Origin of the sequence: Pseudomonas sp. H1h (assembly GCF_000633255.1) — a bacterium.
Classification (GTDB): Bacteria; Pseudomonadota; Gammaproteobacteria; order Pseudomonadales; family Pseudomonadaceae; genus Aquipseudomonas.
This window is the reverse complement of the sequence record NZ_AYMJ01000009.1, coordinates 21,589-36,545: the sequence shown is the minus strand read 5'-3', so window position 1 is coordinate 36,545 and position 14,957 is coordinate 21,589. Positions and strand designations below refer to the sequence as shown.

The 14,957-nt window shown below is 60.3% G+C and carries 13 protein-coding genes; 4 read left to right on the top strand and 9 right to left on the bottom strand.

All coding sequences use genetic code 11. From position 1 onward, the window contains the following. Positions 1 to 143: 143 nt before the first annotated feature. The 8 genes from U862_RS0107680 to gspG all read right to left on the bottom strand — a co-directional run bounded on the left by U862_RS0107680 (position 144) and on the right by gspG (position 9,810). Complete coding sequence (locus U862_RS0107680) at positions 144 to 1,253, bottom strand: substrate-binding domain-containing protein (RefSeq protein ID WP_025109845.1); 1,110 nt, start codon at positions 1,251 to 1,253, stop codon at positions 144 to 146. 488 nt (positions 1,254 to 1,741) lie between these two features. Continuing rightward, positions 1,742 to 2,953, bottom strand: coding sequence for a type II secretion system inner membrane protein GspF (gspF, locus tag U862_RS0107675; RefSeq protein WP_025109844.1), 1,212 nt, complete (start codon positions 2,951 to 2,953; stop codon positions 1,742 to 1,744). Beyond that, positions 2,953 to 4,359, bottom strand: a complete 1,407-nt coding sequence (gspE, locus tag U862_RS0107670) for a type II secretion system ATPase GspE (protein WP_025109843.1) — start codon at positions 4,357 to 4,359, stop codon at positions 2,953 to 2,955. Before gspE ends, gspF begins: the two co-directional genes overlap by 1 nt. Further along, positions 4,356 to 6,713, bottom strand: a complete 2,358-nt coding sequence (gene gspD / locus U862_RS0107665) for a type II secretion system secretin GspD (RefSeq protein ID WP_025109842.1) — start codon at positions 6,711 to 6,713, stop codon at positions 4,356 to 4,358. The genes gspE and gspD overlap by 4 nt, the downstream gene beginning before the upstream one ends. Next, positions 6,710 to 7,255 (bottom strand): type II secretion system protein GspM, encoded by a 546-nt coding sequence (gene gspM, locus U862_RS0107660; protein ID WP_025109841.1) that lies wholly within the window; start codon positions 7,253 to 7,255, stop codon positions 6,710 to 6,712. Before gspM ends, gspD begins: the two co-directional genes overlap by 4 nt. Then, positions 7,248 to 8,393 carry a type II secretion system protein GspL gene (gene gspL, locus U862_RS0107655; RefSeq protein WP_025109840.1) on the bottom strand — a complete coding sequence of 382 codons (1,146 nt, stop codon included), beginning with the start codon at positions 8,391 to 8,393 and terminating at the stop codon, positions 7,248 to 7,250. The genes gspM and gspL overlap by 8 nt, the downstream gene beginning before the upstream one ends. Then, on the bottom strand, positions 8,390 to 9,343 hold the full coding sequence (gene gspK, locus U862_RS0107650) for a type II secretion system minor pseudopilin GspK (RefSeq protein ID WP_025109839.1): 954 nt from the start codon (positions 9,341 to 9,343) through the stop codon (positions 8,390 to 8,392). The genes gspL and gspK overlap by 4 nt, the downstream gene beginning before the upstream one ends. Before the next feature lie 8 nt (positions 9,344 to 9,351). Continuing rightward, positions 9,352 to 9,810 (bottom strand): type II secretion system major pseudopilin GspG, encoded by a 459-nt coding sequence (gene gspG / locus U862_RS0107645; protein WP_025109838.1) that lies wholly within the window; start codon positions 9,808 to 9,810, stop codon positions 9,352 to 9,354. A 146-nt stretch (positions 9,811 to 9,956) separates the two neighbouring features. Here gspG and gspI point away from each other — a divergent pair, with 146 nt between their 5' ends. After that, entirely contained in the window at positions 9,957 to 10,337 is a 381-nt protein-coding gene (gene gspI, locus U862_RS0107640) for a type II secretion system minor pseudopilin GspI (protein WP_025109837.1), read from the top strand. Between the two features lie 586 nt (positions 10,338 to 10,923). Then, entirely contained in the window at positions 10,924 to 11,286 is a 363-nt protein-coding gene (locus U862_RS0107635; RefSeq protein WP_025109836.1) for a DUF6124 family protein, read from the top strand. A gap of 681 nt (positions 11,287 to 11,967) precedes the next feature. On the opposite strand, the gene U862_RS0107625 is transcribed toward U862_RS0107635, so the two are convergent. Further along, positions 11,968 to 12,354, bottom strand: coding sequence for a DUF6124 family protein (locus tag U862_RS0107625; protein WP_025109835.1), 387 nt, complete (start codon positions 12,352 to 12,354; stop codon positions 11,968 to 11,970). Positions 12,355 to 12,901: 547 nt separating this feature from the next. Here U862_RS0107625 and U862_RS0107615 point away from each other — a divergent pair. Then, positions 12,902 to 13,384, top strand: a complete 483-nt coding sequence (locus U862_RS0107615; protein ID WP_025109834.1) for a GNAT family N-acetyltransferase — start codon at positions 12,902 to 12,904, stop codon at positions 13,382 to 13,384. A 171-nt stretch (positions 13,385 to 13,555) separates the two neighbouring features. Next, complete coding sequence (locus U862_RS0107610) at positions 13,556 to 14,749, top strand: IS4 family transposase (protein WP_025109833.1); 1,194 nt, start codon at positions 13,556 to 13,558, stop codon at positions 14,747 to 14,749. Positions 14,750 to 14,957 lie beyond the last annotated feature (208 nt).

The following is a 14,957-nucleotide window of genomic DNA, read 5'->3' as shown; positions in this document are numbered from 1 at the left end:
TTACGACATAGGCGGTTGGCGGCTGCCGCGACCGAACGGATGTCACACAAACTTCATGTTTTGCGAGTAACGGCACCCGCAGGCAAAAAAAATGGCAGCCCCAAAAGGGGCTGCCATTCGAACGGCGGACTGCGGGTGAAACCTTACAGAGGACGGCCGATGCCGTTGCAAACGCTGGCGTTGTTGATGTTCAGGTTGTTGCCGGTGGAGTTGGTGATGAAGTTGGCGGTCACAGCGTTTTTCCAGTTGGTTGGAACCACGCTGAAGCCGTGAGCGATGGTTGCAGCGGCATTGCCCGGTACGCTGTAGTGAGTGGTCAGGAAGGCCTTGACGTCAGCTGCCACGGAGGCGTCCTTGTAGCACTGGCCGAAGATGAAGTTGGTGTAGGCAGCGATTGGGTAACCGCTGGTTGGGTTGGCAACCACTGGAGCCCATTGCGCAGGGTTGGCAGGCGCGGTTGGCAGTGCGACCGAAGACAGCGCGGTGGTGACGTTGGCCGGAGTCGGCTGCACACCGTTGACGCGAGAAACCACGGCGTTGCTGCTAGCGTTCACGCCGTCCGGGCCGACATAACCGATGGAGCCGTCAACGGCGTTCACGGCAACAGCGACGTCAGCGGTGTTGGCAACACCGACGAAAGTCGATGGCAGCGCGGTACCGGCTGGCAGCAACGAGTTGGCGAACGTGGTGTTGACCGAGAACTTGCCCGGGCAGACGTTGTTCAGGTGACGGGTGAGGATTTCCGAAGTGCCGCTGGAAGTGCTGCGATACACCACGCGGATCGGCGTGGCATCAGAGTTGCCCAGCAATTGACCCCAAGTGGTCGAAGTGCCCGAGAACACATTGCAGAGCTGGGCGCTGGTCAGGTTCAGAGCAGTCTGGCCGGCTTTTTTGTAAGGGATGGCAACCGAAGTGGCCACCGACGGCAGCTGGATCAGCGGGCCGTAGGAAGCACCGAAGTTGGTGTTGTAGGTGCTGATTTCCGATGCGCTGAGGATCGAGTCGCTACCGGCGAAGTGAACCGAACCGGTGGTGCTGAACAGCGCCGAGTTGTTGGTCAGGAAAGCCGTCTTGCCAGTGCCGCTACCGGTGCCGGCGTAGGTGAAGTTGGCTGGCAGGATGCTGTTGGCAGAACCTTTGTACAGAGCGGCAGGCAGAGTCGCGCCACCACCGGTTACGTTGGCGGCCATGGCCTGGGCGGAAGCCAGGGCAGCGACGGTCAGGGAAGCTGCGATCAGAGTGCGCTTGAACATGAAGAATCTCCTTTTCAACGTTGGTTGTGAACACAGGTTTTCAGGGGACTTGCATGACACTGGGAGGACTCACCGCTGACCTTCGCAAGCGGGGTCCGGGGTTAAGTCGCACTGAGAAATTCGCAGTTTCCGGTGACAGATAAAGGAAAAAACCTCGGGAGGTGCGAGGTGATTTTCGCGGGATTTTCTCGGGTGTTCGGGGGGTTACCCGGAGGGTCTAAGACAAGCTTTTCGAGGGAATCGGCCACAGGCCTTGAAGGGCCGTTGCAGATGACAGAAAGGAGAACCCGAGGATGGGGGGAATGAGGGTCGGGTGATGCTGATGCCGCTGAGAAAAACCTGAATTATTTATTGCTCTGACTGGCGCTTTCGCGAGCAAGCCCGCTTGTACACATTTGAAATGCATACTCCTGTGGGAGCGGGCTTGCTCCGGGCGGCGATCCGACGAAGGGGCCGAAGCAGACAACATCAAACCAACAGACACGCCCCTACTGCACCAACTGATTGATCTCGATGATCGGCAACAACACCGCCATCACAATCACCAAAACCACCCCGCCCATCACCACGATCATCAGCGGCTCCAGCAACGCGGTCATACCCATCGCCCGGCGCTCGATATCCCGCGACAGCGTTTGCGCTGCACGTTCGAGCATCGGCGGCAATGCACCGGTTTTCTCGCCGCTGGCGATCAGGTGAATCAGCACTGGCGGAAACACGTTCTCCACTTTCAGCGCTGCCGCCAGGTTCACACCTTCGCGCACCTTGGCGGTGGCCTCATTGACGCTCAGGCTCAGGCGATCATTCGACAAGGTCTGCCGCGCTGCTTCCAGCGCGCGCAACAACGGCACCCCCGCACCGCCGAGAATCGCCAGTGTCGAGGCGAACCGTGCGGTGTTCAGCCCCAGCACAAACCGCCCGATCAGCGGCAACTTCAGCACCCGATGATGCCAACTCAAGCGCGCCGCCGGGTTGCGTAGATACAGGCGCCAGCTCCAGAACGCACCGGCCATGATACCCGCGCACAACCAACCCCACGCACGGATGAAATCACTGGCATTGAGCATCGCCAGCGTCAGCCCCGGCAGATCCTGCCGTGCCTGGGAAAACGCGCTGACCACCTGCGGCACCACGTAACTGAGCAGGAAGATCACAATGCCGATCGACACCAACCCGACCACGCCCGGATAGATGAACGCGGTGAGAATTTTGCCGCGCAGGTTGTTGCGTTCTTCGATGTAATCCGCCAGCCGCTCCATGACCTGCGCCAGATCGCCGGACTCCTCGCCCGCCGCAATCAGCGCCCTATAAATCTCCGGAAAATCCCGTGGCCGCGCCGCCAGCGCTTCGGCCAGGCGCATACCGCTGCGCACATCGGCGCGCACGGCGCTGAGGGTGTGGGCGATGTGTTTTTTCTCGGCCTGCTCGACCGTGGCGCTCAACGCGGCCTCCAACGGGAGGCTGGCGCCCAACAGACTCGACAACTGTCGCGTGGCCCAAGCCAGATCGTTATCCGACATCCTGGCACTGAACAAGCCACCGCCACCGTGCTGGGAGACGTCGCTTTCCTTCTCCACCGACAACGCCGTCAAGCCGCGTCCGCGCAGCGCGCCAAATGCCGCGCCCTGACTCTCCGCCTCCAGATGCCCGGATTCGATCTTGCCGCTGGCATCGGCGGCTTCAAAACGATAGCGATTCATCAGGCGTCCCGTGTCACACGAAGGATTTCTTCCGGCGCCGTGGCACCGCTGCGAATCCAGCGCTCACCGTCCTCACGCAGGCTGAACATCCCGGCCTTGCTCGCCGCCGCACGCAACGCCTGCTCCCCTGCCCCTTGGTGAATCAGGGTGCGGATGTCGTCATCGATGCAGAACAATTCGTGAATGCCGGTACGACCGCTGTAACCGGTGTGATTGCACGCCGCGCAACCCACCGGGCGCCAGGTGCCGGGCGTCGCCGTGTCTTCCTGTTTGCACTGATTGCACAGGCGACGCACCAAGCGCTGGGCCAACACCCCGAGCATCGACGAAGCCAGCAGAAACGGTTCGACGCCCATGTCGACCAAACGGTTGACCGCCGACACCGCGTCGTTGGTGTGCAGGGTCGCGAGCACCAGGTGACCGGTCAGCGAAGCCTGCACCGCGATCTGCGCGGTTTCGAGGTCGCGGATCTCACCGATCATGATGATGTCCGGGTCCTGACGCAGAATCGCCCGCAACGCCAGGGCGAAAGTCATGTCGATCTTGGCGTTGACCTGAATCTGGCTGATGCCCGGCAAGTCGTATTCCACCGGATCTTCCACGGTGAGGATGTTGCTGGTGCTCGCATCCAGTCGCGCCAGCGCCGCATACAAACTCGTCGTCTTGCCGCTACCGGTCGGGCCGGTGACCAGCACGATGCCGTGGGGCTGGCGGATCAGGTGATCGAGTTTGGCCAGCACCTGCGCGTCCATGCCCAACGTTTCCAGATGCAGGCGCCCGGCCTGCTTGTCCAGCAAACGCATCACCACCCGCTCGCCATGACCGGTGGGCACGGTGGAAACACGAATATCGATCGGCCGCCCGGCTACGCGCAACGCAATGCGCCCGTCTTGCGGCAGGCGTTTTTCGGCGATATCGAGCTGCGCCATGATCTTGATCCGCGACACCAGCGCACCGTGCAATGCCTTGCGTGGCGACACCACGTCGCGCAGCGTGCCGTCGACCCGGTAGCGCACCACCGAATGGGTTTCGAACGGTTCGATGTGAATGTCGCTGGCCTCGTCGCGCGCCGCCTGGGTGAGCAAGGCGTTGATCATGCGGATCACCGGCGCGCCGTCCTGGGTGTCGAGCAGGTCGGTGATTTCCGGCATGTCCTGCATCAGGCGGTCGAGGTCGACTTCGTTTTCCGCCGCGCCAACCACCGCCGCTGCGCTGCCGGTGTCGGCGTAGGCACTGGCCAGCAGGCCGTCGAGTTCGTCATCGCGTACCCGCTCAAGCTTCGCCGCGCCGAACTGCCGGCGCACCTCGCTGATCGACCAGCCCGGCGTCGACGGGCACACCGTCAGCACGCCGTCGCGCAGCAGAATCCGCTGCGCCTTGGCCCAGGCGTAGGGCAATGCGCTCATTGCAGCGGCACCGCTTTGATGGTCGCGCGCGGGCCGGTGCCCGGCAGCGACGCCGGCACGCCCTGCGCAGCGGTCGGCAATTGCGGCGCCTGCATGTCCGGCATCGCCCAGCTGCGTTCCGGTTGCAGACCGCCCTGAGCGCGGCGCATGAAATCGTAGCGGTTAAGCGTGATGCTGCGCCCCGCCGCGCTGTCGCGGATGATGTACGGGCGCAGGAACACCATCAGATTGGTCTTGGTGATCGAGCGGCGCTCGTTGCGAAACAGCGCGCCGATCCCTGGAATCGTCGACAACCAAGGCACTGCGTCGTTGCTCTGGCTGTAGCCGTCCTGCAGCAGACCGCCGAGCACCATGATCTGGCCGTCATCGAGCAGGATGCTGGTGTCGATCGCACGTTTGCTGGTGACGATCCCCGCCGAGGTCGAAGCGGCCGAAGCGCGCTCGTCGATGCTGCTGACTTCCTGATAAATGTCGAGCTTCACCGTGCCGCCCTCGGAAATCTGCGGCCGCACGTTGAGCTTCAAACCGACCTCTTCGCGGGTCACGGTCTGGAATGGGTTGTTGCTGGTGCCCCCGCCGCCAGTCACGTAACTGCCACTGACAAACGGGATGGTCTGGCCGACGAAAATACTCGCCGCTTCGTTGTCCAGCGTCAGCAGGTTCGGCGTCGACAGCACGTTGGTGCCGCCCTTGCTCTTCAGCGCCCGGGCCAGCACTTTCAGGTCGAGAATCTTGCCGATGCCGGGGATGTCGACGGTGCCGTTGACGTAGCCGAGGTTCAAACCTTTGGGCAACACATCGACACTGGTCTTGCCGTTGACGTTGATCCCCGAACCGCCAAGGTTGGCACCGCCGATCACGCCATTACCAGCGAGATTACCGGTCTGCCATTGCACGCCGAACTCGCTCGCATCGTCCTCGCCGACTTCGACGATCAAGCTTTCGATCACCACTTGGGCGCGACGCTGGTCGAGCAGGTCGATGACTTCACGCAGGTTGCGGTACAGCGGCTCCGGCGCGGAAATCAGCAAGGTGTTGGTGGTCGCGTCGGCCTGAATAGTCACGCCGCCAGCGCTGAAGGCCACGTTCTGTTCGCTGCTTTGCGCATTGCTACTGCCGCTGGTGGCGCTGCTGCCCTGGGCGTAACTGCCGCCGGTGCTGCCGCTGTTGGTGGTCGAGGTGCTGCCGTTGGTTTGCGTGCCGCTCTGGCCGTTTTGACCTCCGCCCGAATTGGTGGAGCTGCCCATCGCACTGAGCACCGAGCGCGCACTGTCGCTGGTGCCGCTGTCGCTTTCGCCAGTCAACAATCCGCGCAGGGCCTGGGCCAGTTTTCCAGCCTGGGCGTTGCGCAGATAGACCACGTGCAGATTGCTCGGATTGCTCTGGGCGTTGTCGAGTTTGTAGATCAGGTTGCGCGCCAGCTCCGTGCGCTCGGGGCTGCCGGCGCGGATGATGATGGTGTTGGAGCGCGGGTCGCCGATCACTGCGATTTTCTGCGTTGGATCGTTGCCCGGTGCGTCGAGTAGGTCGGCGACCATCGGCGCGATATCGGCAGCGATGCCGTTCTGGATCTGCACCACGTCGGTGTCGATGGCGCTCGGGGTGTCGATGCCCTGAATCAACTGCGCGACCCGCGTGAGGTTCTCGGCGTAGTCGGTGACGACGATGGTGTTGTTGCCGGGATAAGCGTTGATAGGATTGTTCGGCGACACGATCGGGCGCAGCACCGGGATCAGGTTCACCGCGTTCTCGTATTGCAGGCGGAACGTGCGGGTGAGCATGCCGTTGCCGGCCGGTTTGTCAGCGCTGTAGATCGGCCCGCCGAGCAACTTGGCGTCGGCCTCCGGCACCACCTGCGCCACGCCGCCGACATCGACCACGCTGAAGCCCTGCATGCGCAGCGCCGCCAGCAGCATGTCGTAGGCTTGATGCGCCGGCACCTGACCTTCGGAGACCAGCGTCAGGTTGCCCTTGACCCGTGGATCGACCAGAAACTGCTGGCCGGTCGAGCGCGACAACGCCCGCACCACCGCTTGAATATCCGCGTCGACGAAATTCAGCGTCACCGGTTGATCGCCCAACGGATTGGCCGGCAGCGTCGTGCCCCGCGCCGAACCGCCACTGCGGGCGCGTTCGGTGATGTTGTGCAATTGCTTCGGCGCAGGTTTTACCTGAACCTGCGCGCGCTCGCGGTCGAGCACCGCGTCGCCACTGCGCTGGGTGTTGGCCAGCGGCCGGCCGAGTTCGCTGTCCACCAGCAGGGGCGGTTGATTCGGTGGTGTGGTGTTGCTGCACGCGCTCAATGCCATCAACAGCATCGGCAACGCCATGCGTTTGGATCCTGACCCCTTCATGAAGCTTCCTTAGCGCCCAGCGCCTGATCCATGCGTACGGTGCCCGACAGAGTGCCGGCCGTGTCATCGGTCGCGGCATCGTCTGCGCGTTGCAGACGGGCCTCGACCACTTGCAGTGAAAAATTCCGCGGTTGGCTCAGCAGCCAGTCGAGCACGGCGTCGGCGGGTGCCGCGTCGAAGGTCAACTGCCAGCCGGCGGACGCGGCCGCCAATTGGTAATGGCCGCCCAGTCCGCTGGCCTGCAAGGTCTGTTGCAGCGACTGCTCCAGGTTCTGCCCGTCGGGGCGCGCGCTGACGTCGCGCAACAGCACTTCCAGCGCTTCGGCCTGTGCGCGCAGCTTTGGCGTTTCGACTTGCGAGGCGGCGATCTTTTTCAGCGGCGGCTGAACCAACGCCACCCACACAAACAGCCCCAGCAACAGCGCCGCCATGCCGACGACCATGCGTTTTTCCCGCACGGCCAACGGCTGCCAGCGGGCCTGCAACTGAGCGTTGAAGCGCTGCCAACCGGCGCGGTATTTCGCAAGCGATGGGCTATTCATCTTCGGCTCCGCTGCTGTCGTCGTTGTCGGTGGCGGCGGTCGCTTCGCCTGCCGGGCGCAGGACCCAGCCGTCGTCATTCGGGCTGATGCTGATACCGGCCTGGGCCAGCGTGCCTTGCCAGTCCTTGTCGTTGCCCGAACGCCGGGCCTCGGGCAGCAGACTCAATTGCAACGCGCCGTCGACGAACTCCAGACGCTGCACCGTGCCCGTCATGGACGGCATGCCGCTGCCGGCCTGCGACACCAGCCGCGTAAAATCCTGCCCCGGCGCATCCGCCGCGCCTTGCTGGCGAGCCGCGATTTGCTGACGCGCCTGTTGCAGCGGATTGAGTATCACCGGCAACTCGGGGAACACCTGCTTCACCCGCTGCGCCATCTGCGCCTTGAGCTGCTGGCCCTGCCCGGCCTCGCGGGCGGCGTACAGGTTCAAACCGATCACCCACACCGCCAGTGCCAGCGCACAGCAACCCAGCGCCCTGCCCCAGCCGCGATGTTCGGTGCCCGGTTGTTGAAGGCCGCCGTGCAAGCCCCAGTTTGGCAACGGGCCGGAGCAGCGTTGCGTGTCGGCCAATATCGATTGCACCGCTTCGGGCGCGCCGTCACCGACCCAGTGCGCCGGCAGACCGGTTTCCAGCAACCACGCTTCATCGATCATCGGCTGCACCTGCGCCGCATTCGTGCCGTGGCGCAGCAACAGATGATCGTCGTGCAGACAACCGACGCCGCCGACCATCACCGGCAAACTGTAGGCCGCCGGGTACAGGCCTTTGAGGTTCAAGCCGAATTGCCCGAGGTGCTGCAATTCCTTGCGTGCTACCCAGGCAATCTGCACCTGGCCGCTTTCATTGCGGGCACTGTGGGCGATATGCATCTCGGCGCTGTCACCGAGCATCAAGGCCTGTGCCGCACATTGCACCGCCGCAGCGGTTTTGTTCGCGGGCAGCGGCGGCAGATCGATGCTCGCCAACAGGCTGTCCGACGGGTGCAGAAAACACACCAGCGGTTGCTTCGGCAGCGCGCCGAGTCGCACGCGTTCCTGCCGCGTGACCTGCCCCTGACGATCCAGCCACACACAATCCACTTCACTGTCGAGGCTCAGCTCCGCCAGCGGCGGCAAACTCACGCGCAACTGGCTCATACGCCCACCCGCGACCAGATCACTTGCGGCAAGCGGTCTTCACTGCGATGCAACAACGCATCGAGGCTCACTCGTCGCTGATCACGCCGCGCCTGCCCGCGCAGCCGAAACCAGTCGCTGGTGATGCCGACCTTGACGCTGGTGATCTCCAGTTGCGGCAAACGCAGCCGATTGACGAAATCCCCGCGATTGATGAACCAGCGCCCGGCATCACGCTCATTGATCAACGCCTGCGCCCGCTCCAGCGACAACCCCGGCACATAAGCCGCCAGCACCGGCGCCGTGGCCGTGTTGCCATTGAGCCAGGTGGTCGCCGGAATCACCGTCAGGTACGGCGCCAGTTTCGCCAACAGCGCATCGTTGACCCCGTCGACACTGCGCAGATCGTCAAGCGTGCGCAGCATCGGCAAGGTCGGCGATTGCGGTTTGCGCGAAGCAGACGGCGACGTCGCACGCCCGCTGTCGAAGGTATTTTTCGCCACAGGCTTGTCCACCACTTGGGCATTCAACAGGTGCGGATAAGAGCCAATCACCCGCTGACTGATGCGCCGGCTCAAGCCGCTGCTGACACCGATCAACTCGCACAAACGCTCGAACGCCTGCACCTGCGCGTCATCGATCCGCTCGTTGGCCACCAGATTGCGCAGATTGAACTTGCCCTGCTCGTCCTCCAGCCGCCCCTCGAAACCCTGGGTGTTCAACAACTGCGCCCAAGGTTGATCGAGGCGAGTCAGCGGATCGCGCTGCCGCGCATCCCACAACAATTGCCGACTGATCTCCAACCCGCCGTGCAACACCCAACGGCCCTGCACCCGCAGTTGTTCGGCCTCCAACGCTCGGGTCGAAACGCTCTGGCGGGTCAGCATGCCGGCGGCGATCACCGCGACCACCGCCGCAATCAGCAGCGCACTGATGATCGCCATCCCCTGCTGGTTCGATTGGCTGTTCATGACCGGCCTTACAACTGCCAGGAACCGATGTCGGCATTCACGCCGTCGCCGTCAGGCTGGCCGTCGGCGCCGAGGGAAAAGATGTCGATCTCGCCGTTGGCACCGGGATTAAGGTACTGATAAGGACGACCCCACGGGTCATTCGGCAGACGCTCCAGGTACGAGCGCCAGTTGCTGTTCTTCGCATCGGCCGGCCGCTCCACCAGCACCTTCAGGCCCTGACTCTGGCTCGGGTAAGTGCCGTGATCGAGGCGATACAGCTTCAGCGCCTGCATCAACCCGCCAATATCCTGCTTCGCCGCCGTGGCCCGCGCCTGATCCGGCCGGTCGAGCACCTTGGGCACCACCATCGCCGCCAGAATCCCGAGAATCACCACGACCACCATGATCTCGATCAGCGTGAAACCCTGCTGCCCACGGGGCATCCGGCTCGGTCGATTGGGCTGTTTGAACTGCGCGATATCCATCTCGTCATTCCCTGGCTTGATTCGATTCGACGCGCAGTGTTGCAAGAAGATATGTCAGGGATGTTGAAAATCCTCGGGTGTTTTCGTCGTCAAGCCGTCAAGCACGGGCGTTAGCGTCAAGGGCTGCCCGACCGCCCGAGACCCCGATGCGCACCCCCTCCCCGCAAGCCGGATTCACCCTGATTGAAGTGCTCGTCGCGCTGGCGATCATCGCCGTCGCCATGTCCGCCGCCGTGCGCGTGGCGGGGTTGATGACGCAGAGCAGCGGGGTTTTGCGGGATCGCTCGATTGCGATGATTGCGGCGCAGAGTCGTATGGCTGAACTTCGGTTGGAAGGCAAGTTGCCGATGGGCATGAAAGCGCAGGATTGCGATCAGGGGCGGCTGATGCTGCGCTGCGAGCAGATCATCTCTGCCGCGGAAAACGGCCGCTTGCTCAAGGTCGGCCTCCAGGTCTTCGACCGCAGCCAGGAAGCGCCGGCACTGGCGAGGCTGGAGACGTTGCTCAGCCGCCCGGAAAATCCTTAGCCCTAGCCCTAGCCCTAGCCCCCGAAATGGTCGGCCTCATCGATGGCAAATGAATCAGCCGTGGGACATTTCCGACACCTGTCTAAAAATCTAAGCCAACTTGCACATACCGCGTTGAATCCATAATCAACTCGGTTTCTCAGGTCGATGTAGAGCGCAAGACACCTCGGTCGGCCCCCTCTCCCTCCGGGAGAGGGCTGGGGTGAGGGCCGCCCTTGACCCACTCGTTTAACCACCCCCAAAAACCCCGTTTAAAAGACACCCTCCGTTACTTCCCCAAGGCTACACAACCTTGCGTCATTACCTACGACTACGCCAGAATCCGCCGGCTTGTGCGTCTAGTACGCGGGTCTTATCGTTCCATGGTCACTGAAAAGCAGTGATCGGGTTTGGTAGCCCGAGTTAACTAGTCGCATAGCACGCCATTCGCAGACCTCCCATGGTCTGTACTTAATGGTGGCCATGCGCAGGGCACTTTCGAGTGCGCCGGGTTCCTAGTTACCGGTCTACCAACCCGCGTATTGGCCGCCACCCTTCGTTTGGTAGCGAGGGTGAAGGCTCCTTTTCAATAATTAGGAGTTTCATCATGATCAAACCAACACCAAACCCACCAGAAACCGACCCGGTTTCCCCCTACCAATTCCCCGATTCCCGAACCCTCAACGAAGCCGCCGAACGCGCCCTCGACCACTACCTCACCCCACAACAACGCATCATGGGCAGCCATCACAAACACGACCCCATGTACCTGGCTAACCCGGCCTACAACACCGAATCCCTGCTGGCCAACGCCAGCGAATCACTGGGATCGGCCAGCGAAATGCTCAACAACTTTGCCGCCACGCTGGAGCCTGCGCATCGCAAAACCGCGATTGGGATTGCGCAGTTGGTGATGTTGAGTGAGTTGGCGGTGAATCAGGCGCTGGATCATGTTGAGGTGAAGGCGTAATCGGCTGAGCGCTGTAGCTCAATAGACGAAAAGAAAATGGCCGAGGTCGTCAGGTGTAGCTGACAACCTCGGCCAAAGAGGCGGTGCAATTTTTCCGGCACGCTTCAACGACATATTGAGACATCCCCCATTTCTGCCATTCACGATCTACTGCTTTTAGCCATTAGCGTCCGTTGTCTCTGCACCGAGCGTCTAGTAAAAGGGCTTATCCAATTCCCGATACTGAAGCGAATTTATGATTAATGGTCATGGTCAACGTGTTTGTAATCGATGCGGCGAGCTCATAACGGCTTACTGTCCATCGGTTGAAACGCTAGCGATCATTGGGGGCTTCCACGAGAAGGGTGATCAAGCCGTAGTAGATGAGATAGTCCGTCGAGAAAATATTGATCCGGATATCGTTTGGGAGTACTTCCGCCATCGAATGGCACCTCAGTGCGAGCAAAAGCTTGCCCACTGCCCATACTGCGCAGGGCAGTTGAGGACTTGGCGTGCGCGCCAATGCATGCATTGTTTTAGAGACTGGCACTGACGCAAAGCGGTTATCGAGCTGCCGGATGCGCCTTCATAGCCAGATAGCGGCGACGCGGGTTAAGCAACAAAAAGGGGACCGATTGAGATGAATCAGTCCCCCTTTTCACGATTCGACTTGCTCGCGAAGGCGCCAGAATTGATACCAACTTAATCAGCAGGTGATCCTGAGGTCTGCTTCACCGGCAATTGCAAATTATCCAACGCCCGATTCACCGCCAACTCCCCGAGCATGATCAACTGCGCAATGCCCACCAACGCCCGACGCTGCGAAGCCGGCACCAGACTGGCGATGTTCTGGGCAATGGTTTGGGCCGAAGCGAGTGTTTCACTGGCATCAATCAGCAGTTCTTCGTTTTTGTTGTCCGCAGTCACGGCATACATCCCGCGGGTTCTACGTGGGGGCGGCGTGGAGCCGGGCGGACAGAGGTAATGGTCGAGCGCGCGATCGGCGGCTTCGTGCAGTTTTCTGGAATCGATGGATTGGTAGGGGGAAACCGAGTCGGTTTCGGGCGGGTTGGGTGTTGGTTTGATCATGGTGAAGCTCCATTTTTATACCTGGTGGAACCACCAACACCTGTCGCTAAACAAGTAAGGGTGGCAGCTGTGCGCGGGTTAGCGAACCGAGAGGTATAAGACCCGGCAGACCCGAAGATCTCCCACGCACAGCCACCATATCGTCATCGCAAATGTCTGCGACAAACTGGAGCGTCGTTGAACTTATACCTGGTCGGGTCGCTAAACCCGGTCGCTGGGTTGCCAGCGACACGTAGACGATAAAGACCAGGTACAAAGCGCACAAGCCGGCGGATTCTGGCGTAGCTGTAGGCAACGGCGCAAGGGTGTGTAGCCTGAGAGAGTGTCTGGAGATGTCTCTTTAAACGTTCGTGTTTATCGGAATTCTCATTGCGTCTCGGACCCCACGACAGATCCGTCCCCTTGCCCCAACAGACGTAAGCGTCCGGCGAACACATCCCCCTGAGGCTGATAGGGGGCCATCGCCTCCATTGAACCGAAGCAGTAGTAGTTATACGGAATCTGTTCTCTGCATAATGACTGACCGGCCATGTTTAGGGTGCCTGTTATGCCAGCCTCCGCTGATCAAAACTCCGCTGTCGTTTTATGCGCTGCTTCCAATAATGACCTGGAAGATCTGGTAGCCATCAGGATTGAGGCCATGCGCGAGAGCCTTGAACGGCTTGGACGATTTAACCCAGATCGTGCGCGCGAACGATTTGTTTCTGGGTTCGACGTTAACAGCACTCGCCGCATAGAAGTATCAGGTGATCTGGTCGGTTTTGTCGTAATCAAAGACCACCAGAGCGACCTTTTGCTTGACCATTTTTATGTGATACCCAGTGCTCAAGGAGCAGGAATCGGCTCTGAAGTTCTTACTCAGATCTTCAGAGAGGCTGATGAGATCGGGCGTCCCATCAAGGTCGGTGCTCTCAAGGAAAGCGCTTCAAATCGTTTTTACACTCGCCATGGCTTCGTGTTCGTCGAAAGCGGTGAATTCGATAATTATTATGTCCGAGCTAACGGTAATGCCGTTGACTTGGGTGACTAGGCAGATCTTGATACGCCGCCTAGTCAGACGTTGCACCGTTAGATGAACAAAGGGGACTGATCCTGAGAAATCCCCGCTTTTTCTTACAACAAATCAAGAAGTTGGGAATTGAAGAGACCTGCATGGGTCGGCAGCTTGTATTGCACCACACAAAAACAAGATCCCGATCCCATGCAGGCCATCCGATTCTTACACAGCGCGCTCACCCAAGCACTTCCCTCCGTCCATTCTCGTCGTCTGAAAACATTGATGTGTTGTGTCAGCGCATTACTTCGAGGACGTCGGCTCACTCTGACAGGGCTTGGTCGATTCATGCCCGGCAAGGCCTACCCCAAGCACGCGATAAAGCGAGTGGATCGGTTGTTGGGGAATCGGCATCTGCAAACCGAGCGCTCGTTGTTTTACTGGGTCATGTTGCGAGCCTTGCTGGGGTCGCTGAGACATCCGTTGATTCAGGTGGATTGGTCGCCGATCGATGCGGCTGGAGAGTTCTTTTTGTTGCGCGCGGCCATACCTTTGGCAGGACGTTCGTTTCCTATTTACGAGAGCGTTCATGAGCGTGAGGGGTGTCCGAAATATCAAAAACGGCTGCTGCAGACGTTAGCCGAAATGCTCCCCAGAGACTGCGTTCCGATCCTTGTAGCTGATGCGGGTTTTCGCCGCCCGTGGATCAAAGCAGTCGAGGCACAAGGCTGGTATTACGTGGGGCGTGTGCGTAACCGAGACCTCTATCGTAGCGACGCACACACTTGGCTGCCGGTTAAAAATCTTTACGCCCAGGCATCGGCTTCGCCGAAATCATTGGGGCGGATCGAGATGACCCAAAGTGCTCCGCACTTCATCCATTTGTACTGTGTCAGGCATTCAGCGAAGGGTCGCAAACACCAGAGAGTTACGGGATCAATCGCCAAAAACAAACTCAGCAGACAGTCGGCCAATCGTGAACGCGAGCCTTGGTTATTGGCCAGCAACCTGCCGGAGGATCAATGGAATCCATCGAAAGTCGTGGCCATCTACAAGCAGCGCATGCAGATCGAAGAAGGCTTCAGGGATGTTAAAAGCGAACACTTTGGCGTGGGCGTGACTCGCCATCGGAGTCATTGCCCGCGCCGAATCGAAGTGCTTCTACTGATCTCGGCATTGGCCAACTACATCATTTGTTTGACGGGGTTACAGGCCCGTGAAGCGGGTCATGAACATCGCTTTCAGAGCAATAGTCTTAAACGCCGACGAGTGTTGTCACTGTGGCGGCTGGGGTTGGAATATTGGCGTAGCGGACGCGGCTCAACCTCTCGAAAAACGTTGGAGAGGCTGGAGCTTGCGTTGCGAAGCGAGGTATACCAACAAGCACAGGCTTTGGAGTAGATTTGTGGGGATCTCTCAGGGACTGATCTATTTTCTGGAAAATAAATATGTTCCCTTTTTCTTCGGCCAAAACGGACGTACGCAAGCGGCCATCCGTGAGCGGCAGCTTTCGGCCAGAAGCTGTCATAGTTCTTTCGCTATATACTTTCAAGAGACTACGAATTAATAATCTCGAGAAGTAGTTCAGATAAGAAGGATTAGAGAGCAA

Excerpts from the sequence above, each read along its gene's own strand:
- U862_RS0107680 (WP_025109845.1), bottom strand. The coding sequence starts at position 1,253 with ATGTTCAAGCGCACTCTGATCGCAGCTTCCCTGACCGTCGCTGCCCTG.
- gspF (WP_025109844.1), bottom strand. The coding sequence starts at position 2,953 with ATGAATCGCTATCGTTTTGAAGCCGCCGATGCCAGCGGCAAGATCGAA.
- gspE (WP_025109843.1), bottom strand. The coding sequence starts at position 4,359 with ATGAGCGCATTGCCCTACGCCTGGGCCAAGGCGCAGCGGATTCTGCTG.
- gspD (WP_025109842.1), bottom strand. The coding sequence starts at position 6,713 with ATGAAGGGGTCAGGATCCAAACGCATGGCGTTGCCGATGCTGTTGATG.
- gspM (WP_025109841.1), bottom strand. The coding sequence starts at position 7,255 with ATGAATAGCCCATCGCTTGCGAAATACCGCGCCGGTTGGCAGCGCTTC.
- gspL (WP_025109840.1), bottom strand. The coding sequence starts at position 8,393 with ATGAGCCAGTTGCGCGTGAGTTTGCCGCCGCTGGCGGAGCTGAGCCTC.
- gspK (WP_025109839.1), bottom strand. The coding sequence starts at position 9,343 with ATGAACAGCCAATCGAACCAGCAGGGGATGGCGATCATCAGTGCGCTG.
- gspG (WP_025109838.1), bottom strand. The coding sequence starts at position 9,810 with ATGGATATCGCGCAGTTCAAACAGCCCAATCGACCGAGCCGGATGCCC.
- gspI (WP_025109837.1), top strand. The coding sequence starts at position 9,957 with ATGCGCACCCCCTCCCCGCAAGCCGGATTCACCCTGATTGAAGTGCTC.
- U862_RS0107635 (WP_025109836.1), top strand. The coding sequence starts at position 10,924 with ATGATCAAACCAACACCAAACCCACCAGAAACCGACCCGGTTTCCCCC.
- U862_RS0107625 (WP_025109835.1), bottom strand. The coding sequence starts at position 12,354 with ATGATCAAACCAACACCCAACCCGCCCGAAACCGACTCGGTTTCCCCC.
- U862_RS0107615 (WP_025109834.1), top strand. The coding sequence starts at position 12,902 with ATGCCAGCCTCCGCTGATCAAAACTCCGCTGTCGTTTTATGCGCTGCT.
- U862_RS0107610 (WP_025109833.1), top strand. The coding sequence starts at position 13,556 with ATGCAGGCCATCCGATTCTTACACAGCGCGCTCACCCAAGCACTTCCC.